The sequence below is a fragment of the Amycolatopsis sp. NPDC049252 genome (assembly GCF_043197175.1).
Classification (GTDB): Bacteria; Actinomycetota; Actinomycetes; order Mycobacteriales; family Pseudonocardiaceae; genus Amycolatopsis.
Map to the genome: position 1 here is coordinate 37,499 of NZ_JBICSQ010000002.1, position 22,478 is coordinate 59,976.

Consider the following 22,478-nt stretch of genomic DNA (forward strand, 5'->3'; position numbering starts at 1 on the left):
GCTCACCTGACCGGGCGGTTGGTGAGCTGCATGGACCCGTGAAGGCCTCTTCCCCCGCGGAGGCCTTCACGGGTCTTTTCGGGCTCTCGACCACACGCCCACGACGGGAGCCACGTGTTGCCGGTTCGCCGGCCGGCCCGATCGGCTTTCAGGTAGGCGAGCAGCTCGGCGAGGTCGGCGCGCTCGTTGTCGGTGCGCCAGACGATCCAGAGCGGGAAGACCGGGGTGGGTTCGACAATCGGGATGCGGCGAAGGTCGTAGTGCGCGGGCCACAGATAGCGGGAGCCTTCGCCGACGAGGTTCGCGAGTGTCGAAGACCCGGCGATTTCGGTCAGCAGCACTTCGGCTCCGAAGGCGGGACCCAGGACGTCGATGGTGATCCCGAAGGCGGTGGCGAGTTCGTCGTAGTAGGTGGCGACCTCGTCCCCGCGCGGCAGGCCTGGCATCCAGATCCGGTGGTCGGCGAGTTGGTGTGGCGTCACGGAAGAGGCACCGGCAAGCGGGTGGTTCGGGCCGACCAGGAGCTCATGGCGGTCCTCGATGACCAGGGCGCTCGAAAGTCCGGCACCCGCGAGTTGGTTCTTCGCATCGGTCAGGCCGCGGAACGTGGCGTCCACGGTGCCGCTCGCGACGGCGGTGAGCGCGGCCTCGAGGTCGAGGTCGGGCAAGGCGACGACGTCCAGATCAAGCTCGCGGTGTTGCCGGTAGAAGGCGTGCAACAGGGTGGCAGGCGCCGTCCGCCGGTTGCGGACGTCGACCCTGAGCGCGCGTCGGCCCGGCATCACGGACGCGAGGGCCCGGTCCTCGGCTCGGAGGAGCTCCCGAGCGGGTGGCAGGAACGCCTCACCGTCCACCGTCAGCGTGGCACCGCGGGGCCCGCGGGCGAAGAGGACTACGCCGAGCTTGCGCTCAAGCGCGCGGATGCGTTTCGAGACCGCCTGCTGGGTGATGCCCAGCTCGTCGGCCGCGCTCTGGAACTGGCCTTCCGAAGAGACCGTGAGGAAGGTCCGCACCGCGTCGAGGTCCACGCAGGGCACGGTAGCCGCACAACAGCTGGTGGTGGCGCGCCGGCCGCTTGGTTGTTTCTCCCGCACGGCCGTTCGGGATTGAAGAGCCTTTTCGTTCATTCCGGAGTAAATCCGGCAAATATCGTGATTCGTTCCCGGAATGTGAAGACCCTTCGAAAGTAGCTACCTTCCGGTTGTCGCGGATTCAACACTGGTCGCACGGCTTTCCCAGGTCCCCACCCTGTGAACGGAGTCTCCGTCATGACCAGATTCGTTTCCTCGCGAGCTGTCCGCGTGCTCACGGTGGCCGCCGCCGCGGCCGCCGGCCTGGCGATGGCCGGCCCGGCGCACGCCGCGGTCGAGTACGGTTCGCACTTCCACGGGCACCAGTTCGCCGGGGGCAACTGGGGTGGCTACGTCAGTTTCGGCAGCTTCACCACGGCCACCGCGAGCTGGACCGAGCCGACCGTGACGTGCCGCTCCAGCAACGACCTGTTCGCCCCGTGGGTGGGCATCGACGGCGACGGATCGTCCACAGTGGAGCAGACCGGCGTCGAGACGGACTGCTCCAGCGGCCGTGCGGTGTACTCGGCCTGGTACGAGATGTACCCGGCCGCGCCGGTGTACTACAACGTGTCGGTCGGCGCGGGCGACAAGATCACCGCGACCGTGACGCGGACCGCGACCAACACGTACCGGCTGGACCTCACCGACTCCACCAAGGGCTGGACGAAGACCACCACCAAGTCCCTGACCTCGAAGCACTCGTCGGCGGAGGCGATCATCGAGTCCCCGACCGACTCGTACCCGACGATCTCCGGCGGGGTCAAGTTCACCGGCGTCAAGTTCAACGGGACGAACCTGGCCTCGACCAGCCCGTCCGCCCTGAGCGCCGACGACCGCGGCACCGGCACCTGGACCCCGGGCGCGATCGGCTCGGACGGCCAGAGCTTCACCATCGCCCGCCACTGACCCGTCGGTGACGCCCTCGGTCCGCCGGGGGCGTCACTTCTTCGGTAGCCGGACGGTGATCTTCGTGTTCGTCTCGGCCCGCACGTCCACCTCGAGCGCGTAGTCGTCGCCGTAGAGGTGACGCATTCGCCGGGTGAACGCAGGCAAGCCGGACACGCCGCGGTAACCGAGCCGGCGACCTTCCCAAGGGCGTTTGTCCGAGGTGATCCGGGGCACGTCTTCGTACGCCAGCCGCGGATCTTCGTGCTCGATGCTGAGGACAATGTCCGGGTCGCAGTCGATCACCGCGATCGCCACTCGCCAGCCGCGCGGTCCAGGACCGTGCTGCACAACCCCCTCGACCAGCGGCTGAAGGCACAAGAACGGCACCTTGAGCGGCAACACCTCGGGTGCGATGTCCATCACCACTGCTAGCTGGGCGCCGAGGTGTTCCTGGACCAGGGCGAGGTACTGATCGACACACCGCACCTCTTCGGCCAGCTCCGTGAACTCGCCATACTGGCGAGACCGGTAGCGCATGAAGTCGGCGAACTCGCGCAGCAGTTCGGAAGCCCGTTCCGGTTCTGTCTGCACGAGCCGCCGCACCGCGGCGAACGACCACGCGATGAAGGTCGCCGGGATTGGATCGGGCTCGACGAACAGGGGTGCGTCTTCGCCGAAGATCCTGAGCCGTTCCGACTCGCCGAGCCCCAGCTGGTCGGAAGCCCAGCCGCCCACCGCACGCACGATCTCGGCCAGTGCGGTGGACCGGGTCGTCGAGTAGACGACCAACACGGCCCGGATTTCGCCGTCGCACTTCAGCGGCGCGGTCACCGCGTACCGCACCGGGCATGCCGGGTGGCCGCAGGAGACGATCTGTGGCGAGAAGCTCTTGGACCAGCCGGCCACCAATGTCCCCACGGCGAGCCGCACGGCGTCGTCGATGTGCTCATGCTCCACCGTGCCGTCCCAGCTGATGGCACGCTCAGTGTCGGCGATCACCACAGCCGACACGTCGAGTAGCACCCGCAGCTTCCGGGCACCCTCGGCACCGAGGCCGCGGCGGAACTCCGAGATCGCGGAAAGGGTGTCCAAGACCTGTTTCCGGACGAGGTCCCCCCGGCGTCGGTCGGCTGTGGCACGCCACGCGCGCGCGAGGCACAGGGTCACCACGAACCAGAGGATCTCCGCGACAACCGTGACCGCCGGCACTTCAGTGGAGCCCCGGCCGCCGTCGTGAGCGGACCAGGAGGTTCCGCGCCTCGCGGAAGCATTCGGGGCTGACCGGCAGGCTGCGGCCTGCCACCTGCACGGTCATGTCACGGTCGGTCAGCCGAACCTTCTCGACGTGCCGAACGGCAACCAAATGGCATTCGCCGATCCGGACGAACCCGGCCGCGGCCCAGTCGGTGGCCAGCACCGAGACCGGTACCCGCGAGGAGAACTCGCCTTTCGAGGTGTATAGGCGCGCGTTGTCGCCGTCGATTTCGACCAGGTGAACCTCGGAAAGCCGGATGAAGTCCGCCATGCAGTCGCGTTCCACGGAGATCACGGGATCGGCCGGCGATTCGCTGTGGTGCTCGTGTGGCGACGCGCGCACGAGCAGCTTGCGCAGGGTGTCGGCCAGCCGGTCGGGGTGCACTGGCTTAAGCAGGTAGTCGATGGCGTCGAGTTCGAAGGCCTCGATCGCGTGCTCCTCCCAGGCGGTCACGAACACCAGGCCGGGTGGAGTTGTGAACCGGGCGACCATTCGGGCGAGGTCGAGGCCGTTCAGCCCTGGCATTTCGATGTCCATGAACACCGCGTCCAGCGGTTCCCTCCGCTGCAGGACGTGGTGGATGTACCGGCTCGCCGTGGTCGCGTCGGAGACGGCGTCGACCTTCCCGACGCGGGGGTCCGCCCAGAGCAGGTGGACGATCTCCTCAAGCGCGTGGGACTCGTCGTCGACCGCCAGCACGTGCAACTGGCCCTGTTGGGGATCGGGCGCGGACGGCACTGCTGTGTAAACCTGTGAATTGACGTACAGGTTGCCCCGCACGTCGCCGATCTGCACGGCGGTCTCCGGATCGCCTTCCATGTGGTTGACCACATCGCCGTCGGTGTCGGTCATGTGCTCCTCTGCCGGTCCGGTCTCAGACTTGCTGACGGACGAGCGAGGGTCAATTGTCAAAATCTGGACGTCTACTTCAGGTTGTTGATCGCCCAGGAGACCACCATCAGGGCCAGCACCAGGGAGATCACGGCCTGCAGCATCATCGTCATCTTCGCCCAGATCCGCAGCGGCAGGACGTCGGTCGGGCTGAACGCCGCCGCGTTGGTGAACGAGAAGTACAGGTAGTCCAAATAGGACGGTTCCCAGTCCTGTTTCGCCAGGTCCGGATCGGCCATCTGCGGGAACTGCAGGTCCGGGAACACGTGGCGGCCCAGCGCCCGCCGGCCCGGGCCGCCGCGGTCGAACTCCCAGTACCAGAGGGAGAACGCCACGATGTTCGTCCAGTAGACGATGCCGCCGCTGAGCAGGACCGCGCCCGCCGGGGCGGTGAGCGTCGCGGTGGCGATCCCGTAGACCAGCAGCACCGCCGACCCGCCGTTGACCAGCGACACCGCGGCCACCACGAGCAGCGAAATCACCCGCTCGACCGCGCCGAAGTGGTCCGTCTTGCCCGGGTTGACCAGCAGCAGCGCACCCACCAGCAACGCCGACAGCGCCGGCAGCAGCCACGACGGCCGCACCGCCACCTCGCCCGGCAGGGCCAGCTGGAGCGCGAGCGTGGCCACGACGACGCCCATCGCGGGCCAGCGCGTCTCGCCGGCGGTCCGGCGGCGCCACGCGGGAACAGCCTCTTCTGTCACCGGGTCACGGTACGTCCGCGGAGATCACCCCGCAGGTGCGGTCGCCGTCTCACCCGGCATCTTGCGCGCGACGTCCGTGCGGGACCGCGCCCCGAGCTTCCGCAGCACCTTCGCGACGTGCTGCTCGACCGTGCGGGGTGACAGGAACAGGCCGTCCGCGATCTCGCGGTTCGTCCGACCCTCGGCGAGCATCCGCGCCACCTCGCGCTCGCGCGGGGACAGCTCGCTGCCGTACCCCCGCCGCCCGCGTTGCGATGGCGCCCACGCACCGTGCTCGCGCAGCTGGTGACGGCAACGTCCGGCGTCGCGGGTGGCGCCGAGCTGCTCGTACGCCTCGGCCGCCGCGGTCAGCTCGTCGACGGCGTCGCGGTTGCCGGCGGCGAGACGGCACATCGCGGCCCGCTCCCGCGTGGCCGTCGCCGGATACGGCATTGGCAACGCCCCGTAGCCCGCCGCGGCTTCGTCGAACAGCGTGGCCGCGGCCAGGTGCTTGCCGCGGGCCTCGAGCAGCACGGCCCGGCCGGCCACCAGCGCGGCCGTCGCGACCGGCGCGTCCCGGCCTTCGATGCCCCGCGCAAACGCTTCCACCACGCTGTCCGCCTCCGGCCAGCGCCCGGCCCGCGCGTACGCCTGCGCCGCCGCCGGGACCAGCGCGGCCGCCCAGATCCAGACGCCCTTGCGCCCGGCCGCGGCCACCGCCGTGTCGGCCACCGCGCACGCGCCGTCGACGTCGTCGGTCGCGAGGCGGACGCTGATCAGCACGCCCGCGGCCGAGAGCACCACGGGGATCGGGCCCTGGTCCGGCGCGTGCACGCCCGCCGCGGTCAGGTGCCGCTGCGCCGCCGCGAACTCCCCGCGGACGGCGGCGAGCCCGCCCAGCACCAGCGACGACTCCATGACGATCGAGCCCAGCTCCGGGTAGCTGTCGCGCAGCTGCTCGGCGGTTTCGGCGAGCCCGGCCCACTGCCCGCGCACCCAGTCCAGCCGGACGCGGGTGCCCTGGATCAGGCCGATCGCGTACAGCGCGCCCGCGTCGGTCGCGCGCCGGACGCCTTCGGTCACCAGTCGCTGGGCCCGGTCGAGGTAGCCGGCCCAGGCCTGCCCGTCGGCGAGGTTGCACCACAGCCGGGCCAGCTGGACGCGCTCGGCGACCGTGCCGACGGTGTCCGACATCGCCTCGAACTCCGTCCACGCCGAGCCGTCGCCGACGTGCGAAGCGGCCGCGATCCGGTCGGCCGTCAGGGCCAGCCGCAGCTCGGGGTCGTCGAGCCGGTCGTACACCTCACCCGCGCGGGCCCGCCAGAGCTCGTGCCAGGACACCGGGGTCAGCCCGTCGATCGGCTGGGCGAGCAGGGTGATCCCGCGCGCGGCCAGGTCGGGCCGGTCGACCAGCTCGCCGACCGCGCGCTCGACCTCCAGGCGGCCGCGGCCGAGCTGCCCGATGGTCCGGACCAGCAGCATGCCGAGGCTCAGCCGGATCGAGCCGCGCACCGACGGCGGCAGCGCCACCTCTTCGAGGACGTGCTCCAGCGTGCCGATGACGTCCGGGCGGAAGCCGCGCAGCGCGACCTGGCTCAGCTTGCCCGCCACCCGCCCGACGTCGGACTGCGCCGGACCGGGTTCGGCCAGCACCGACTGCAGGAGGTCGATCGCGCGGGACGTCTCACCCCGGGCGATCGCCTCGTCGGCCGCGGCTTCGGCGTAGTGCCGCCACTGGTCGACCCGGCCCGCCGCGCGGGAGTGCCGGGCGAGCAACGTGAGCGGGGGTGACGGCTGCGCGGCGAGCACCCGGATCGCCTGCGCGTGCAGCAGCGCACGCTCGGGGCCGGTCACCGTGTCGTAGACCGCCTTGCGCGCCAGCGGATGCCGGAAGGCGTACTTGCTGTCGCCGGCCTCGCCGAGCACCCCGGCGGACAGCGTGGCGAGCAACGCCGTGCGCAGGTCGTCGCCGGACAGACCGGCCAGCTCGCCGAGCACCCCGGCTTCGGCGCCGACACCGAGCACCGCGGCCGCGCCGGCCAGCCGCACAGCCGGCCCGGGCAGCCCGGAAAGCCGTTCGGTGACGGCTTCCCGCAGCAGCACCGGGACTTCGAGGTTCTCCAGCAACCGGTCGGAGAGGACTTCGCCGACCGGGAGCCGTTCGGCGGCGTCCCGCAGGGCGCGCAGGGTTTCCTCGACGACGAACGGGATCCCGGCCGTGCACTCGTGCAGCTTCGCGGCGAACTCGGCCGTGACGCGGGGCAGTTCGAGGAGTTCGACGGCGAGTTCGCGCACCGCGGCGACGTCGAGCGCGCCCAGCGCGACGCGCGCCGTGTGCACGTCGGGCCCGGTGCGGAAGGGCGGCCCGGGCCGCGCGTCGGGGGCGGACCGGTGGGTGACGACGATCGCCAGCTCCGGCGGCATCGACCCGGCGAGGAACCGCAGGAGGTCGAGGGTGTCCTCGTCGGCCCACTGCAGGTCGTCGACCAGCACGAGCGCGGGCCCGCACGCGGTCAGCAGCTCCCGCACGGCGCGGAACACGCGGTGGCGCTCGGCGACCGGGTCGGCCAGCGGCTCGGGCCGCGGGGGAAGCGCTTCCGCGAGCTCGGGCAGCAGCGGCCGCAGCACGCCGGCGACCGGGCTGAGCGGGCCGAGCGGCGCGTCGCCCGCGGACCGCAGCGCGTCCAGGATCGGGCCGTAGGGAAACGGTTCCCGCAGCGGCTGGCAGGCGCCGCCGAGCACGCGGCCACCGTCGAACTCGGGGCGCCGCGCGATTTCGGCGAGCAGGCGGGTGCGGCCCATGCCGGGCTCGCCCTCGATCACCACGGCGGCCGGGCGCTGCCGAAGCACGCCGGCGACGGCGTCGAGCTCGGCGTCGCGGCCGGTCAGACGGGCCGGTCCGGACCGGACGGACACGGAGGTGGGGCGGGGCGCGGTCAGCCACATATGACCTCCTCGACGCACACCGGGGCTGTGCGCGGGAGCCTAAGCAGCGCTCAACCCGTCCGTAAACCTTTCACCGACTAGGTGGCCGACACCGCGCACGCACGTCCGGCTACCGGTTGTCACCGGGTGGCCGGTGGAATCGCCGATCCCGGGTCGCCGCGCGAGCGAAACGTCGGCGCCTCACGCCGTCCAGCAGCGCTTAACACGTTCAGTGAATCGCGCTGGCTACGGAAAGTAGTAGTCGGAAACCCTACTTACGGACCTGTCCGACCGGGTGACGTTCGGCGCTTGGGGCTGCTTGGAGCAGGGGATTCGTCCGAGGGGAATGCGTATACCCATTCGCCGGGTGCCCGGATTGCACCGTAACGCCCATAACGGGGACGCTCTGCCGGGGGAGTTCCTCTGCGTGGCCGGCGGGGAGCCGCGCGTAACCACCACTAGGGAGAAGCATGAAGATCGCCAGACTCTTCGGTGCCGCTGCCGTAGCCGTGCTGACGACGGGCGCGCTCGCCGTTCCCGCGTCCGGCCAGGACCTGCTGAACCCCGACATCGTGCCCGCGATGCAGCGCGACCTCGGCCTGACCCACGACCAGGCGGTGGCCCGGTTGAAGAGCGAGGACGTCGCGAACAAGGTCTCGGAAGCCGTTGCCGCGACCCTCGGCGACGCGCTCGGCGGTGTCACCTACAACGCCACGACGGGCAAGGCACACGTCGAGACGACGAACGCCGCCCTGCTGGGCAAGATCCGCGAAGCGGGCGCGGAAGCCGAACTCGTGAAGTTCAGCGCGCGCCAGCTCGACTCCACTGTGGACACCCTCAACGCGGCCGACCGCTCGGCTCCCGCCTCGATCACCGGCTGGGGCGTGGACTCGACCACCAACCGCGTGACGATGACCGTGCTGCAGGGCCACGCCGGCGCGGCCGACGCGTTCATCGCGAAGTCCGGTGTGGACAAGTCGTCGATCACGATCCTCGAGACGACGGCGAAGCCCTCCCTGTACGCCAACATCCGCGGTGGTGACGCCTACTACATCGGCGGCTCGTCGCGCTGCTCGGTCGGGTTCTCGACGACCACCGGCTTCCTCACCGCCGGGCACTGCGCCGCGCTCACCGGCGGCGGCTCCCTGACCGGGTCCAACGGCGCCGCGCTCGGCTCGTGGGGCACCTACCGGTTCCCGGGCAGCGACTACGCCTCGGTCCGGACCAACAGCAACTGGACCCCGGTGGGCCAGATGAACAACGGCACCGCGGTGCGCGGCTCGTCGAACGCGGCGACCGGCACCTCGGTCTGCAAGGCCGGCTCGACCACCGGCTGGACCTGCGGCACCATCGGCGCCAAGAACCAGAGCGTCCGCTACGCCGAAGGCACGGTCAACGGCATGACCGCGACCAACGTCCGCTCGGCGGCGGGTGACTCGGGCGGCGGCTTCATCGCCGGCAACTCGGCGCAGGGCCTCCTGTCCGGCGGCAACACGACCGTGACGTACTTCTTCCCGATCGGCGCGGCGCTCTCGGCGACCGGCACCACGCTGCGGCTCGGCTGATCTTCCGGAAAGGCGAAAGGGCGGGTTTCGGCAGCCTCCAGCGCTGCCGAAACCCGCCCTTCGTTCCTCGCCGCGGGAATGGGAGGTTTCCGGGTCAGACGTTGCTGATCTCCTCGATCAGCCCGTCGACGTCGAAGTGCGCGCTCTCTTCGCCGAGCGGCACCAGCTCGTAGGACGCCTCGAGGAACGTCCGGATGTCTTCACGCTCCAGCTCGAACGACGCATAGCCGTCCGGTGACTCGATTTCGAGGGTCAGGAAGTCGTCGTCCTCGGACAGGTCCGGGCGGACGCGGACGTCGCCCAGGCCGGCCGGCTCGTCCAGGCCCTCGACGAGGAGGTCACGGGCGAACGTCCACTCGATCCACCGGCCCCGCTCGGTCCGGAACGCCACGGTGGCCGCGAACGGCTCCTCCGCGTGGTAGGAGAGGCGGGACAGGACGGGCGTGGTGCTCTCGTTCAGCACCACGAACTGGCTCTGGTGTACGGCTTCGGTGTGCACGGCCCCTCCTGGAGTCTCGCGGTGGTTCGCGCGGCGCGAACTGTTCGAGGAGGAGATGACCAGGCCTGACGGTCATGACGGAGAAACTCTCACGTTCACTTGATCGGTTGCATCCGTCCATTGTGGTGTAACGCCGGGCACATACCCCTTGCGTTCAGGTCACGACTGATGGTGACGGCTCGCGCGGCGCTTCCGGACGTTTCCGGCGCAGGACGAGTGGCGCTGGGACGGCTGCCGCGCAGGTCAGCGTGCCGAGCGTGGTGGCCGTCCCGGCGATCCACTGTGGACCGTGCCGCAGGTCGCGGACGGTGATCGGCTGGGCGTGCACCTGCCCGCTCCGGTGATCCGGAAGCCGGCCGAAAGGCTGTGGTCCTGGCCTCGGCCTACGGGCCCAGTGGCAGGTTGAGGCCGACCTTCACCCGGTCCATCGCGACGCTCGTGGTGAAGTGCCGGACGTTCGGGTTGTCGAAGAACATCCGCCGGGTGAACGCCTCGAAGCCGGCCATGTCCGGGCACGTCACGATCAGCACGAAGTCGGCGCTGCCCGTGACGTAGTAGCACTGCTGGACGCAGTCGTCGCCGAGGACCTGGCGGCGGAACGCGTCCAGCACCGCGAGGTTCTCCCGCTCCATCTCGACCATGACCACGAACGTCATGCTCAGCCCGAGCGCTCGCGGCGACAGCACCGCCACCTCGCGCTCGATGACACCCGCCTCGCGCAGCCGCTTGATCCGCCGTTGCACCGCCGCGGCCGAGAGGCCGACCTTCGCGCCGATCGTCTCGGCGATGGTGCGGGCGTCCGCCTGGAGGCAGGCGAGGATGGCGATGTCCAGCTGGTCGAGGTCGGGAGTCTGCACCTCAGCAGGCTAACCGGGACCACCGACGATTCGCCGCGAGTTCTCCGACGGCTCACTCGCTCGTGACGGCGCTCACTACTCCGGACGCCGGGAAGATGAAACAACTTTTTCAGTGACCTGGAACACAACTGACCGGTCTACCAGGGGGTAGCCCATACAAGTGGTAGACCAGCCGGACGCTCCGCCAACCCGCCGGCGTGGGGAGGCTCTCCCGTGCCCGCACCTGCCGCCGTGTTGACCGGAATCGGTTCGTGGTTGCCGACAAAAGTCCTGGACAACCACGAGATCGCCGCCCGGCTCGACACCTCGGACGAGTGGATCCGCACTCGCACGGGGATCCGCGAGCGCCGCGTCGCCGGACCGGGTGAGTCCACTGTGGACCTCGCCGTCGGCGCGGGCCGCAGGGCGCTGGCGTCCACCGACGGCACGGCCGACATGGTCGTGCTCGCCACCTCCACACCCGACCAGCCCTGCCCGGCCAGCGCGCCGCAGGTCGCCGCCCGGCTCGGGCTCGGCACAGCCGCGGCGTTCGACGTCAACGCCGTGTGCAGCGGGTTCGTCTACGCGCTGGCCACCGCGGCGGGCTTCATCGCGGGCGGGCTCGCCGAGCGGGTGCTCGTGATCGGCGCCGACACCTTCACCACGCTCATCGACCCGGACGACCGCACCACCGTCCCGATCTTCGGCGACGGCGCGGGCGCCGTGGTCCTGCGGGCCGGTGACGCCGGCGAGCCCGGCGCGTTCGGGCCGTTCGACCTGCACAGCGAGGGGGAGCACGCCGACCTGCTGTGGGTCGAGGCGGGCGGCTCGCGTCGCCGTCTCTCCGACGACCCGGGTGACCGCTTCCTCGCGATGCAGGGCACCGCGGTGTTCCGGCACGCCTGCGCGCGCATGGCCGAGTCGTCGCGGACGGTCCTGGAGCGCGCGGGCTGGATGGTCGGCGACGTCGACCGCTTCGTCGGGCACCAGGCGAACATCCGGATCCTCCAGGCGACGGCGAAGCAGCTCGGCATGCCGGCCGACGCCGTGGTCGCCAACATCGACCGCGTCGGCAACACCAGCGCCGCGTCCATCCCGCTGGCGCTGGACGACGCCCGCCGCGACGGCACGCTCGCGCCCGGCAACCGGGTCCTGCTCAGCGCGTTCGGCGCGGGCCTGACCTGGGGTTCGACGGTGCTGCGCTGGCCGGATCTGGGTCAGCTGTCCTGAGGTTCCGGGTCGGCTGTCCAGGTCGGCGTCGGCTCCTGCCGTCCCCGCAGCTCGAGCTCCCCGTGCTTGACCCAGAACGCCCGCTCACCCTGCAGCGCGCCGGAGACGGCGGCGTCGCTCGCGAGGATCCGTGACGGCGCCGCCTTGGCCAGCTCGGTGAGCCGCGCGGCCTCGTTCACGGCGTCGCCGATCACGGTGTACTCGAGGCGGCTGCTGCTGCCGAGCTGCCCGGCGAACACCGGGCCGCTGGAGACGCCGATGCCGAGGTCGAGCTCACCGGCCTCGCGCACGGCGTCCCGGATCGCGCGGGCGGCGGCCAGCGCGGCGGTCGGCGCGTCCGAGAGGCGGGTCGGGGCGCCGAAGATGCACAGCGCGGCGTCCCCCTGGAACTTGTTGACCAGCCCGCCGCGCGCGTTCACCGCTGTGACGACGACGGCGAACAGCCGGTTCAGCTTCCCGACCAGCTCCTGCGGCGGCGTCCGGTAGGCGAGCGCGGTCGAGTCGACGACGTCGACGAACAACGCCGTCACCTCGCGGACGTCGCCCGACAGCGAGGCGCCGTACTCCAGCGCGTGCCGGGCGACCTCGGCGCCGACGTGCCTGCCGAACAGGTCGCGCATCCGCGCCTGCTCCCGCAGCCCGGCGGCGAGCTGGTTCACCGACGTCTGGAGCAGCCCGATCTCGCTGGAGTCGTCGACGTCGACGACGACCTCGTTGTCGCCGCGGGCGATCTTGTCGAGCGCCACGCGCAGCCGGTGCAGCGGCGCCGCGACCGCCCGGGCCAGCAGGCCCGTGCCGAGCGCGCCGACGACCAGGCCGATGACCGACAGCATGATCAGGCTGGCGGTGTGGTCACCCGAGCCGAGGTCCGGCGGCGTCGCGACGAGCAGGACGCCGACCAGGGGAACCCCGCAGGTCAGCGCCCACGTCACGATCAGCCGGGTCAGCACGGTCACCGGCAGCGAGCCGCGCGGGGGCACGACGTCGAGCGCGATCGTCATCACCGGCCGCGCGACCCACTCGGCGGCCAGGTAGGTGAGCCCGACGGTGGTCAGGCCGCCGAGCCCGATGGTCGTGGCCATCGCGGCGGCGTCCGCCGCCGAGCCGAGCACGCCGGCCAGCACGCCCAGGACGGTCGTCCCGACCAGCCAGAGCGTTCCGCTGACGACGGCCATGTCGACCGGCAGCCGCAGCGCGCGCCTGGCCTCGCTTTCGCCGGGCGGGCGCCCGAGCACGAACCAGATCGCGGTCCGCCGCTGCAGCCAGGCCGTCCACAGCGTCCCGACGAGCAGCGCGACGGCGACGATCCCGGCCGCGGTGAGCCCGAGGATCCAGCCGCGGTCCCCGACGTCGTTGGGCAGGCCCTGGAGCAGCAGGAGCAGCGCGACGACCCCCGACCCGGCCACGCTGGAGCCGAGTCCCAGCCCGGCGAAGCCCAGGCTGGTGCGCAGGACGATCCGGAACCTCCCGTCGTTCTTGCGCACGGCGTCGATCGTATGGGGTGCGGCCGGAAAAGGCGTGGCCGCAGCGCCGCGCCGCCACTACCGTGCCGATCATGGAGCCACTCGGCCAGGAGGAGATCCGGGCCTCGTTCGTCAACTGCACCCGCGGTGAGGCCAAGGGCGTGACGCTGCCCGCCCGGCCCGGCGAGATCCCGTGGGACCGGCGGGAGTTCCTGGGCTGGCGCGACCCCAAGGCGCCCGGGCGGGCCTACCTCGTGCTGCCCTACGACGGCGAGTTCGTCGGCCTCGCGCTGCGGGCCGCGCCGTCACCGAAGTCCCGGCTGCGCAGCAACATCTGCGGCTTCTGCACCACGACCCACGGCCTGGCCGACGTCACGCTGTTCTCCGGGAAGCGCGCCGGCAAGCTCGGCCGCGAGGGCAACACGCTGGGCATCTACGCCTGCGGCAACCTCGGCTGCTGCCAGTACGTGCGCGGCGAGCTGAAGTCCGACGTGCCCCAGCCGTTCGAGACGCTCACGCTGGGGGAGCGTCTCTCGCGGCTCGAGGAGAACGTGCACAAGTTCGTCGCGCGGGTCCTCGAATCCCGCTAGAAGCGGTACCGGGCGATGGTCGCCATCCGGGCCGGCTTCGGGAAGTACTTCAGCATCCGCAGCTGCAGGCGCGTGACCGGCCGGACCCGGGCCAGGACCTCCGGTGTCAGGTACATCGTCAGGCCCTCGGCGACGATCAGCGCCGGGCGGTCCGAGGGCACCCGGTCGAGCCAGTGTCCATGCCGCAGCCCAGGTGCAGCACGATCGCGTCCGGGTGCGCGGCCAGGTACTCCGCGGCCCATGCGTCGATCGGCTTGGCCCGCAGCACGACGCTCACGGCGGCGTCGCGGGTCATGCCGAGCCGGGTGAAGTCGTAATCGATCTGGCGGACGGCCTCGTCCGCGGCGCGGTCGCCCAGCACCGGGTTCGTCTCGCGGCTGTCCAGCGCGCGGCCGTAGAGGGTGGCCAGCATGGTGGCCTTTTCCTCGGTGAAGTGGACCTTCTCCATGTCACTCCTCCGGGTGGGCGGCGAAGTCGTGGGCGTACGTCTTCGCGTCCGTCAGGTGCTTGAGGGTGCGCTCACGGGCCTCGGCCGGATCCGCGCGGCGGATCGCGTCGAGGATCGCGCGGTGGTCGTCGACGGCCTTTCGGATCTGGCCCGGCAGCCGCAGCGCGGCCCGCCGCTCCTCGCCGACCAGGGCGAGGACCGACCGCAGCAGGCCGGCGACGTCGTCGTTGCCCGCGTTCTGCGCGATCACCCGGTGGAACTCGGCGTCGGTGGCGATGACGCGCAGCATGTCGCCGTCCTCGGCGGCCTGCGCCATCTCCGCGACGTTGTCCTCGAGGCGGCTCACGATGTTCGCCGTCGCGTGGCGCGCGAGCCGGTCGGCCAGCGTCGGCTCGACGGTCGCGCGCAGGTCGAACAGCTTCTCGACGAGCTGGTCGTGCTCGGTGAACCAGGTGCTCAGCGGCTGCTCCCGCTGCTCGGCGACGTAGGTGCCGGAGCCGGCGCGGATCTGGACGTAACCGATGGAGTCGAGCACCCGCAGCGCCTGCCGCAGCGACCCGCGGCTGATGCCCAGCTCCTCGCACAGGACGCGCTCGGCGGGCAGCCGCGACCCAGGCGCCAGCTCGCCGGCGTCGATCATCGCGCGCAGGTGGTCGACGGTCGCGCTCCAGACCTGCTCGGTGTCCGCACCCACGGCCCCATCCTGCCGCACGCCCGGAATTGTCGGGGGTGGCTGCCATGATCGCGGGCATGGACGCTCTGACGGCGTGGGTGCGCGGCTGGGCGGTGTCGCGGGCGGCACCGCCCCCGGTCGCGGAGCCGGACGGCCACCGCGTCGACGTCGGCCGGCCCGGGCACCGGGTGCGCTACCTGCTGCGCACGCCGGACACGGTGGCGGCCCGCGCCCGCTCGGTCGCGGAGCCGGGCACGTGGCTGAAGGCGTGCGGCCCGCGCGAAGCGGTGCTGGCGGGCCTGACCCCGGCGTGGACAGCGGGGGAGACGGAGTACCTGATGACGTCGGCCGGCGTCGGCCCGGCGGTCGAGGCTCCGCCGTCCTACGAGGTGGCGGTGCGCGGCGAGGGGCCGGTCTGGGAGGTGGTCGTGACGTCGGAGGGTGCCTTGGCGGCCCGCGGCCGGGTCGCGGTGGCCGCGGACGTCGCGGTCTTCGACCAGATCGTCACCGAGCCGGCACACCGGCGCCGCGGGCTCGGCAAGGTGGTGATGCACCGCCTGGGCGTGGCGGCGCCGGCGCCCAGGAGCGTCCTGTTGGCCAGTGAGGCCGGGCGCGGCCTGTACGGCGCGCTGGGCTGGCGCGTGGTGTCCTCGGTGATCCCCGCTCACGTACCGGAAGAGGAAACGGCATGACGGCACGGTTCAAGGACCTCGCGCTCGACGCGAACGACCACCAGGCACTGGCGGACTGGTGGTGCCAGGCCATCGGCTACGTCCGGCACGAGTCGGCGGCCGAGCGACCGCCGACCGACCCGATCCCGATCGCCGACCCCGACGGCAAGGGTCCGTTGATCTGGCTCAACCCGGTGGCCGAGGTGAAGACGCTGAAGAACCGCATGCACCTGGACGTCGTCGGCGACCGCGCGGAGCTGCTGGCCCTGGGCGCGACCCTGGTCAGGGCGGAGGACGACGACATCCGGTGGGACATCCTCGCCGACCCGGAAGGCAACGAGTTCTGCGTCTTCGCGCCGTCCTGACGCGCGGTGGGTGTCTGACCAGACACATCTGCGTCGCGGGACGCGGCCACGGTGCTTAGGCTCCGCACGTGAGTGCTTCATGACGTGGTGGCACGCGGCGATCGTCCTGGTCGCCGGGATCTGGGCCGGGACCATCAACGCCGTGGTCGGGTCGGGGACGCTCGTGACGTTCCCGGTGCTGGTCGCGCTGGGGTACCCGCCCGTGACGGCGACGACCTCCAACGCGATCGGGCTCGCCCCCGGCACGCTCAGCGGCGCCTGGGGTTACCGGCACGAGCTCAAGGGCTACTGGCGGCAGACGGCGAAGTTCGCCGTCGCGTCGTTCCTCGGCGCGATCGGCGGCACGATCCTGCTGCTGTCGCTGCCGAAGGACGCCTTCGAGGCCGTGGTCCCGATTCTCGTCGGCCTGGCCGTGATCCTCGTGATCGTGCAGCCGCGGGTGTCCAAGTTGGTCGCGAAGCGCCGCGAGGAGAACGGCGCCGAGCACAAGGCCGGCCCGCTGCTGATGTTCTTCATCTTCCTCATCGGCATCTACGGCGGGTACTTCACCGCCGCGCAGGGCGTGATGCTGATGGCCGTCATGGGGATGCTGCTGTCGGAACCGCTGCAGAAGCTCAACGGCGTGAAGAACGTCCTGGCCGCCGTGGTCAACGTCGTCGCCGGGCTGATCTACGCGTTCGTCGCGCCGATCAGCTGGCCCGTCGTGCTGTGGCTGGCGGTGGGCTCGACCGCCGGCGGCTTCCTCGGCGCGAAGATCGGCCGCAAGCTGCCGCCGGCGGTGCTGCGCGGCGTGATCGTCGTGGTCGGCGTGGCGGCCGTGATCCAGCTGGTCGTCAAGCAGTTCAGCTGAGTCCGCGCGGGAACTCGCGCGCCGCCGCCAGGAACAGGTCGTTCTCCTCGGGCGTGCCGATGGTCACGCGCACGCCGTCGCCGGCGAAGGGGCGCACCACCAGCTTGCGGTCCAGCGCGTGCTCGGCGAACGGCACCGCCTGGTCACCCAGCGGCAGCCAGACGAAGTTGGCCTGCGTCTCCGGCACCTGGTACCCGGCGGCGATCAGGGCGTCCCGCACCCGGCCGCGCTCGGCGACGATGTCCTGGCAGCGCGCGAGCAGCTCGTCCGCGGCGTCGAGCGACGCCAGCGCCGCCACCTGGGCCAGCATGTTCACCGAGAACGCGACGTGCACCTGCCGGAGCGCGTCCGCGATCGCCTCCGGCGCCACGGCGTAACCGACCCGGAGGCCCGCGAGGCCGTACGCCTTCGAGAACGTGCGAAGCACCATGACGTTCGAGCGGCTGCGCGTGAACTCGACACCGTCGGGAACCTCGGGGTCGGTGACGAACTCCTTGTACGCCTCGTCGAGCACGACGAGCACGCGCTCGGGGACGGCGTCCAGGAACCGCTCCAGCTCGGCGCGGCGCACCGCGGTGCCGGTGGGGTTGTTCGGGTTGCACACGAAGATGACGCGCGTGCGGTCGGTGATCGCCGCCAGCATCGCGTCGAGGTCGAGCTCCTGGCCCTCGGTGATCGGGACCAGCACCGGCACGGCGTGCGCCACCTGCGTCACGATCGGGTAAGCCTCGAACGAGCGCCAGCCGAAGAGCACCTCGTCACCCGGGGCGCAGGACGCCTGGATGGTCTGCTGGCACAGCGAAACCGAGCCGCAGCCGATGGCGACGCGCTCCACCGGGACGTCCAGGTCGCGCGCCAGCCGCTCCCGCAGCACCTGCGAGCCGGTGTCCGGGTAACGGTTGATGCGGGCCGCCGCTTCGGCGATCGCCGCCGCGACGCTCGGCAGCGGGCCGCCGGGCACCTCGTTGCTCGCCAGCTTGATCGCGCCTTCGATCGTCCGGCCAGGGATGTACTTCGGCAACGATTCGAGATCGGCACGCGGGGACACGGTCGACATCTTCGGCGCTCCTCGGGTTCAGCGGTACGGCCCAGCAACCGTATCTTTTCCGGTCGCGGTCCCGCGACTCCCTTCGGGCGGGCGACGGGGTTCCTTCCGTTCACCTCGAAGTGATTGAGTTACGCAATGACGTCGACCAGCACCGTGGACTACCAGCGCACCGACGGCGCCGCCCTGCGCCTCACGTTTTCGGAACCCGAAGGCGCGCTACGCGGCGGCCTGGTCGTGCTGCACGAAGCGGACGGGGTCACCGACGGGGTGAAGCTGCTGCTGGCCAGCCTCGCGACGGAGGGTTGGCTGACCGTCACCCCGCACCTCGACGGCCGTCGCCTCACCCAGCAGGACCTGCTCGACGCGACGGACATCACACTCGCCTGGCTCGTCGAACGCGGCGTCCAGGGCGATCTCCTCGGCGTGATGGGCTTCGACCTCGGTGGCTCCGCGGCGCTGGTCGTCGCCTCGCACCGGAGGCTGGGCGCGGCGGTGAGCGTCGGCGGCCAGCAGGCCGCGGAGCTGCCCACGCTGGTCGAGATCGCCGGCAAGCTCACCAGCCCGTGGCTCGGCATGTACGGCGACGCCGGTGACGAAGCCGGCGGCGCGGAGGTGGAGCGCCTGCGTGACGCGGCCGCGTCGGCGAAGGTCGCCACCAACGTCGTGCACTACCCGGGCGCGAACCACCGCTTCGACGCCGACCCGGGCGCGGCCGCGGAGGCCTGGCAGCGCACCCTCAACTGGTTCGACGCACACCTGCGTTAGGCGGATTACGCTCGGGGAGTGACGTACACCGCCGACGCTCCCGAAGTCCTCTGGCGCCCCGAGCCGGGCCACGTTGCCGACACCAAGATCGAAGCCTTCCGCCGGTGGCTGCGCGCCGAACGCGGCGTCGAGGTGGACGACTACGCGTCGCTCTGGGAGTTCTCCGTCGAGCGCGGCCCGGACTTCTGGGCGGCGGTCGCGGACTTCCTCGGCGTCCGCTGGCACGACCGGCCGGGTGAGGTCCTGTCCGGCGGGATGCCGGACGCCGTCTGGTTCGAGGGCGGCACGCTGAACTACGCCGAGCACGCGCTCACCCCCGGCGTCGCGGGCGCCGCGAAGGGTGACGACGAGACCGCGGTGATCTTCCACCGCGAAGACGGCTTCGCGGACCACCTCACTTACGGCGACCTGCGCGCGCAGGTCGCCGCGGCGCGGGCCGCGTTCGTCGAGCTGGGCGTCGGCAAGGGCGACCGCGTCGTCGCGCTGGCGCCGAACTGCCCGCAGACCCTGGTCGCGTTCCTCGCCGCGGCGAGCATCGGCGCGATCTGGTCGTCGTGCTCCCCGGACTTCGGTGTTCGCGCCGTCGCGGACCGGTTCGTGCAGATCGAGCCGAAGCTGTTCTTCGCCGTCAACGCCTACGCCTACAACGGCCGCCGGTTCGACATCCGCACCACCGTCGCCGACCTGCAGCAGAAGCTGCCGTCGCTGGCCGCGACCGTGCTCGTCGAGTACGTCGGCGACGGCCGTATGGAAGGCACGCACGACTGGGCCGAGCTGCTCGCGAAGCACGAAGGCGCGGCGCTGGTCTTCGAGCCGGTCGAGTTCGCGCACCCGCTGTGGGTGCTCTACTCGTCGGGCACCACCGGCCTGCCGAAGGGCATCGTCCACGGCCACGGCGGCATCACGCTGGAGCACCTCAAGGCGCTCGCGCTGCAGACCGACCTCGGCCCCGGCGACCGGTTCTTCTGGTTCAGCACCACCGGCTGGATGATGTGGAACTTCCTCATCTCCGGCCTGCTGGTCGGCACCACGATCATCCTGTACGACGGCAGCCCCGGCTACCCGGACCTGAACGCGCTCTGGCACCTGGCCGAGCAGCACCGTGTCACGTACTTCGGCACGTCGGCGCCGTTCATCCAGAGCTGCCTGAAGGCCGGCATCAAGCCCGCGGAGCGCTACGACCTGACGGCGTTGCGCGCGGTGGGCTCGACCGGCGCGCCGCTGAGCGTCGAGGGCTTCCGGTGGATCGTGAACGAGGTCGGCGCCAAGGTGCAGATCTGCTCGGTCTCGGGCGGCACCGACCTGTGCGCGGCGTTCGTGGCGTCCGCGCCCGACGTCCCGGTCTGGCTCGGTGAGCTCTCCTGCCCGGCGCTCGGTGCCGCGGTCAACGCGTTCGACGAGGCCGGCCACGCCGTCGTCGAGCAGGTCGGCGAGCTGGTCATCACCAAGCCGATGCCGTCCATGCCGGTGTTCTTCTGGAACGACCCCGACGGCTCGCGGCTGCGTGAGGCGTACTTCGAGATGTACCCGGGACGGTGGCGCCACGGCGACTGGATCCGGATCACGAACCGCGGCTCGGCGGTGATCTACGGCCGCAGCGACTCGACGCTCAACCGCGGCGGCGTCCGGATGGGCACGGCGGAGTTCTACCGGGTCGTCGAGGGCTACGACGAGGTCGCGGACTCCCTGGTCGTGGACACCTCGGCGGCCGGGAACGAGGACGGCAAGCTGATCTGTTTCGTGGTGCTCGCCGACGGCGTGAAGATCGAAGACATCGAACCCGCGCTGCGGAAAGAGCTCCGTAGCACCCTGTCACCGCGCCATGTACCCGATCGGTTCGTCGTGGTCTCCGAGATACCTCGTACCTTGAACGGTAAGAAGTGTGAGGTACCGGTGAAGAAGATCCTCGCCGGTGTGGCTCCCGACCGGGCCGTCAGCCGTGACGCGCTGGCCAACCCGGCGGCGCTGACGCCGTTCGTGGAGCTCGCCGGGGGGTAGATGGGGGAAGCATGATCGCCTGCAACGGGTTGCACAGGTGGTGACGGGGACACGCGCGCAGACCACCTGGCGGGTGGCGGGGACCACTTCCGTGGGGGTGATCACCTGGGTGACCCGGCTGGCCGGACTGATGACGCTCGTCGCGGTCCTGGTCCCGGCCGGGCGCCGGAACCTGCGCGGGCACCTGTCGGAGTGGCTGGAGCTGCCGCAGGAGGCGACGGTGGCCGCGGCGACCGTCGCGCTGGTCACCGGCGTGCTGCTGGTGCTGCTGGCCGCCGGGCTGCGGCGGCGCAAGCGGCGCGCGTGGCAGCTGGCCGTCGGCGCGACGGTGCTGCTCACGGTGTCGCACATCGGCCTCAAGCACGTCTTCGGCGCCGGCCTGGTGTCGGTCGTGCTGCTGGTCGGGCTGATCGCGACCCGGAAGTACTTCGTCGCGAAGCCGGACCCGGTGGTCGGGCGCTGGCGCGCGGTGCGGAGCTTCGCCGAGCTGGCGCTGGCCGGGTTCGTGATCAACCTGATCCTGCTGTCGGTGGCTTCGCGGGCGGTGCTGGAGCCGATGAGCTTCGCGGACCGGATGGCGGAGTCGTCGCTCGCGCTGGTCGGCGTCAGCGGGCCGGCGGTGTTCCACGGCATGTGGCTGGAGGACCTGACGGCGGCCGTCGGCCTGCTGTTCGGCATCGCGGCGGTGCTGGTCTCGGCGTACTTCCTGCTGCGCTCGGCCGAGCCGGCGCCCCGGCTGTCCGACGACGAGGTCACCCGCCTGCGCAAGCTGCTCGACGAGCACGGCGAGCGTGACTCGCTGGGGTACTTCGCGCTGCGCCGGGACAAGTTCGCGGTGTTCTCCCGCACGGGCAAGGCCGCGGTCACCTACCGCGTGATCGCCGGCGTCGCGCTCTGCTCGGCGGACCCGCTGGGCGACCACGAAGCCTGGCCGGGCGCGATCGAGGAGTACCTGGAGGTCTGCAAGCGCAACGGCTGGATCCCGGCCGCGATGGGCGTCTCGGAACTGGGCGCGACGGTCTGGGCCCGCTTCGGCCTCGAGGTCCTGGAGATCGGCGACGAGGCCGTCGTCGACGTCGACGGCTTCACGCTGGACGGCCGCACCATGCGCGGCGTCCGCCAGGCCGCGGCCCGCACGAAGCGCGCGGGCTACAAGGTCCTGGTGCGCCGGACCGAGGACCTGCGGCCGGGTGAGCTGGCCGAGCTGGAGGTCCTGGCCGCGAACTGGCGCGGCACGGACACCGAGCGCGGCTTCTCGATGGCCCTGGGCCGCATGGGCGACAAGGGATCGGTGCTGGTGACGGCCGAGCAGGGCGGGCGGGTGCGGGGCGTCCTGCAGTTCGTCCCGTGGGGTGCGGCGGGACTGTCCCTGGACGTGATGCGCCGCGACCGCACGGCCGACAACGGCGTCAACGAGCTGATGATCTCGGAACTGCTGCTGTCGGCGGCCCGCCACGGCGTCACGCAGGTGTCGCTGAACTTCGCGGCGTTCCGCGCGCTGATGGAGCAGGGCCAGCGCATCGGCGCCGGCCCGGTGGCCAAGACGGCGGCGAAGGTGTTGCACTTCTTCTCGCGCTGGATCCAGATCGAGACGCTCTACAAGTTCAACGCGAAGTTCCAGCCGCGCTGGGTCCCGCGTTACCTGGTGTACCCGGGAGTCCGCGAACTCCCGCGCGTCGGCATCGCGACGTTCGAGGCGGAAGGCCTCGGCGGACGATCTCCACGCCTGCTCAGACTGCTGCGCCGGGCGTGACGGGGGGTG

The 22,478-nt window shown here is 71.4% G+C and carries 23 protein-coding genes; 10 read left to right on the forward strand and 13 right to left on the reverse strand.

The annotated features are described in order from the left end of the window. Positions 1 to 2 precede the first annotated feature (2 nt). Positions 3 to 1,028 carry a LysR family transcriptional regulator gene (locus ACGFMK_RS02905; RefSeq protein ID WP_392757814.1) on the reverse strand — a complete coding sequence of 342 codons (1,026 nt, stop codon included), beginning with the start codon at positions 1,026 to 1,028 and terminating at the stop codon, positions 3 to 5. Positions 1,029 to 1,268: 240 nt separating this feature from the next. Here ACGFMK_RS02905 and ACGFMK_RS02910 point away from each other — a divergent pair, with 240 nt between their 5' ends. Beyond that, positions 1,269 to 1,979, forward strand: a complete 711-nt coding sequence (locus tag ACGFMK_RS02910) for a G1 family glutamic endopeptidase (protein WP_392757817.1) — start codon at positions 1,269 to 1,271, stop codon at positions 1,977 to 1,979. 33 nt (positions 1,980 to 2,012) lie between these two features. Here the strand turns inward: ACGFMK_RS02910 and ACGFMK_RS02915 are convergent, their stop codons facing one another. From ACGFMK_RS02915 to ACGFMK_RS02930, 4 genes are all read right to left on the reverse strand, one after another. Next, positions 2,013 to 3,170: a sensor histidine kinase gene (locus ACGFMK_RS02915; protein WP_392757821.1), complete on the reverse strand. Its 1,158-nt coding sequence runs from the start codon at positions 3,168 to 3,170 to the stop codon at positions 2,013 to 2,015. Between the two features lies 1 nt (position 3,171). Next, positions 3,172 to 4,068 carry a LytR/AlgR family response regulator transcription factor gene (locus ACGFMK_RS02920; RefSeq protein ID WP_392757823.1) on the reverse strand — a complete coding sequence of 299 codons (897 nt, stop codon included), beginning with the start codon at positions 4,066 to 4,068 and terminating at the stop codon, positions 3,172 to 3,174. A gap of 71 nt (positions 4,069 to 4,139) precedes the next feature. After that, positions 4,140 to 4,748, reverse strand: coding sequence for a hypothetical protein (locus ACGFMK_RS02925; RefSeq protein WP_392758600.1), 609 nt, complete (start codon positions 4,746 to 4,748; stop codon positions 4,140 to 4,142). An 87-nt stretch (positions 4,749 to 4,835) separates the two neighbouring features. Further along, a complete protein-coding gene (locus ACGFMK_RS02930) occupies positions 4,836 to 7,736 on the reverse strand; it encodes an ATP-binding protein (protein ID WP_392757825.1) in 2,901 nt (966 codons plus the stop codon). A 449-nt stretch (positions 7,737 to 8,185) separates the two neighbouring features. Between ACGFMK_RS02930 and ACGFMK_RS02935 the strand changes: the two genes are divergently transcribed. After that, a complete protein-coding gene (locus ACGFMK_RS02935; RefSeq protein WP_392757827.1) occupies positions 8,186 to 9,280 on the forward strand; it encodes a S1 family peptidase in 1,095 nt (364 codons plus the stop codon). 94 nt (positions 9,281 to 9,374) lie between these two features. On the opposite strand, the gene ACGFMK_RS02940 is transcribed toward ACGFMK_RS02935, so the two are convergent. The 3 genes from ACGFMK_RS02940 to ACGFMK_RS02950 all read right to left on the reverse strand — a co-directional run bounded on the left by ACGFMK_RS02940 (position 9,375) and on the right by ACGFMK_RS02950 (position 10,636). Then, entirely contained in the window at positions 9,375 to 9,779 is a 405-nt protein-coding gene (locus ACGFMK_RS02940; RefSeq protein WP_392757830.1) for an SsgA family sporulation/cell division regulator, read from the reverse strand. Positions 9,780 to 9,933: 154 nt separating this feature from the next. After that, entirely contained in the window at positions 9,934 to 10,107 is a 174-nt protein-coding gene (locus ACGFMK_RS02945) for a hypothetical protein (protein WP_392757833.1), read from the reverse strand. Positions 10,108 to 10,162: 55 nt separating this feature from the next. Further along, the gene (locus ACGFMK_RS02950; protein WP_392757836.1) at positions 10,163 to 10,636 is read right to left on the reverse strand and encodes an Lrp/AsnC family transcriptional regulator; all 474 of its coding nucleotides are present in this window, start codon (positions 10,634 to 10,636) and stop codon (positions 10,163 to 10,165) included. Positions 10,637 to 10,849: 213 nt separating this feature from the next. Here ACGFMK_RS02950 and ACGFMK_RS02955 point away from each other — a divergent pair, with 213 nt between their 5' ends. Further along, entirely contained in the window at positions 10,850 to 11,845 is a 996-nt protein-coding gene (locus ACGFMK_RS02955) for a beta-ketoacyl-ACP synthase III (RefSeq protein WP_392757840.1), read from the forward strand. Here ACGFMK_RS02955 and ACGFMK_RS02960 read toward each other — a convergent pair. After that, entirely contained in the window at positions 11,833 to 13,329 is a 1,497-nt protein-coding gene (locus tag ACGFMK_RS02960; RefSeq protein ID WP_392757843.1) for an adenylate/guanylate cyclase domain-containing protein, read from the reverse strand. The genes ACGFMK_RS02955 and ACGFMK_RS02960 overlap by 13 nt on opposite strands. A gap of 71 nt (positions 13,330 to 13,400) precedes the next feature. Between ACGFMK_RS02960 and ACGFMK_RS02965 the strand changes: the two genes are divergently transcribed. Further along, a complete protein-coding gene (locus tag ACGFMK_RS02965; protein WP_392757846.1) occupies positions 13,401 to 13,898 on the forward strand; it encodes an FBP domain-containing protein in 498 nt (165 codons plus the stop codon). Here ACGFMK_RS02965 and ACGFMK_RS02970 read toward each other — a convergent pair. The 3 genes from ACGFMK_RS02970 to ACGFMK_RS02980 are packed head-to-tail and all read right to left on the reverse strand — an operon-like array spanning position 13,895 to position 15,040. Next, a complete protein-coding gene (locus ACGFMK_RS02970; RefSeq protein ID WP_392757849.1) occupies positions 13,895 to 14,059 on the reverse strand; it encodes a hypothetical protein in 165 nt (54 codons plus the stop codon). The two genes, ACGFMK_RS02965 and ACGFMK_RS02970, sit on opposite strands and share 4 nt — an antisense overlap. Further along, on the reverse strand, positions 14,035 to 14,346 hold the full coding sequence (locus ACGFMK_RS02975; RefSeq protein WP_392757851.1) for a hypothetical protein: 312 nt from the start codon (positions 14,344 to 14,346) through the stop codon (positions 14,035 to 14,037). Before ACGFMK_RS02975 ends, ACGFMK_RS02970 begins: the two co-directional genes overlap by 25 nt. Before the next feature lies 1 nt (position 14,347). Continuing rightward, positions 14,348 to 15,040: a FadR/GntR family transcriptional regulator gene (locus ACGFMK_RS02980; protein WP_392757854.1), complete on the reverse strand. Its 693-nt coding sequence runs from the start codon at positions 15,038 to 15,040 to the stop codon at positions 14,348 to 14,350. A 56-nt stretch (positions 15,041 to 15,096) separates the two neighbouring features. Here ACGFMK_RS02980 and ACGFMK_RS02985 point away from each other — a divergent pair, with 56 nt between their 5' ends. The 3 genes from ACGFMK_RS02985 to ACGFMK_RS02995 all read left to right on the forward strand — a co-directional run bounded on the left by ACGFMK_RS02985 (position 15,097) and on the right by ACGFMK_RS02995 (position 16,905). Next, complete coding sequence (locus tag ACGFMK_RS02985; RefSeq protein WP_392757857.1) at positions 15,097 to 15,711, forward strand: GNAT family N-acetyltransferase; 615 nt, start codon at positions 15,097 to 15,099, stop codon at positions 15,709 to 15,711. Continuing rightward, the gene (locus ACGFMK_RS02990; protein WP_392757860.1) at positions 15,708 to 16,055 is read left to right on the forward strand and encodes a VOC family protein; all 348 of its coding nucleotides are present in this window, start codon (positions 15,708 to 15,710) and stop codon (positions 16,053 to 16,055) included. The genes ACGFMK_RS02985 and ACGFMK_RS02990 overlap by 4 nt, the downstream gene beginning before the upstream one ends. 79 nt (positions 16,056 to 16,134) lie before the next feature. Next, positions 16,135 to 16,905 carry a sulfite exporter TauE/SafE family protein gene (locus tag ACGFMK_RS02995; protein ID WP_392757863.1) on the forward strand — a complete coding sequence of 257 codons (771 nt, stop codon included), beginning with the start codon at positions 16,135 to 16,137 and terminating at the stop codon, positions 16,903 to 16,905. Here ACGFMK_RS02995 and hisC read toward each other — a convergent pair. After that, positions 16,898 to 17,962, reverse strand: coding sequence for a histidinol-phosphate transaminase (gene hisC, locus ACGFMK_RS03000; RefSeq protein WP_392757866.1), 1,065 nt, complete (start codon positions 17,960 to 17,962; stop codon positions 16,898 to 16,900). The genes ACGFMK_RS02995 and hisC overlap by 8 nt on opposite strands. A 126-nt stretch (positions 17,963 to 18,088) precedes the next feature. On the opposite strand from hisC, the gene ACGFMK_RS03005 reads away from it, so the two are divergent. From ACGFMK_RS03005 to ACGFMK_RS03015, 3 genes are read left to right on the forward strand one after another with little or no spacing between them, the layout of a single operon-like run. Beyond that, positions 18,089 to 18,718: a dienelactone hydrolase family protein gene (locus ACGFMK_RS03005; protein ID WP_392757868.1), complete on the forward strand. Its 630-nt coding sequence runs from the start codon at positions 18,089 to 18,091 to the stop codon at positions 18,716 to 18,718. An 18-nt stretch (positions 18,719 to 18,736) separates the two neighbouring features. Beyond that, positions 18,737 to 20,716 carry an acetoacetate--CoA ligase gene (locus ACGFMK_RS03010; RefSeq protein WP_392757871.1) on the forward strand — a complete coding sequence of 660 codons (1,980 nt, stop codon included), beginning with the start codon at positions 18,737 to 18,739 and terminating at the stop codon, positions 20,714 to 20,716. 37 nt (positions 20,717 to 20,753) lie between these two features. Then, the gene (locus tag ACGFMK_RS03015) at positions 20,754 to 22,469 is read left to right on the forward strand and encodes a phosphatidylglycerol lysyltransferase domain-containing protein (protein WP_392757875.1); all 1,716 of its coding nucleotides are present in this window, start codon (positions 20,754 to 20,756) and stop codon (positions 22,467 to 22,469) included. Positions 22,470 to 22,478: the final 9 nt, after the last annotated feature.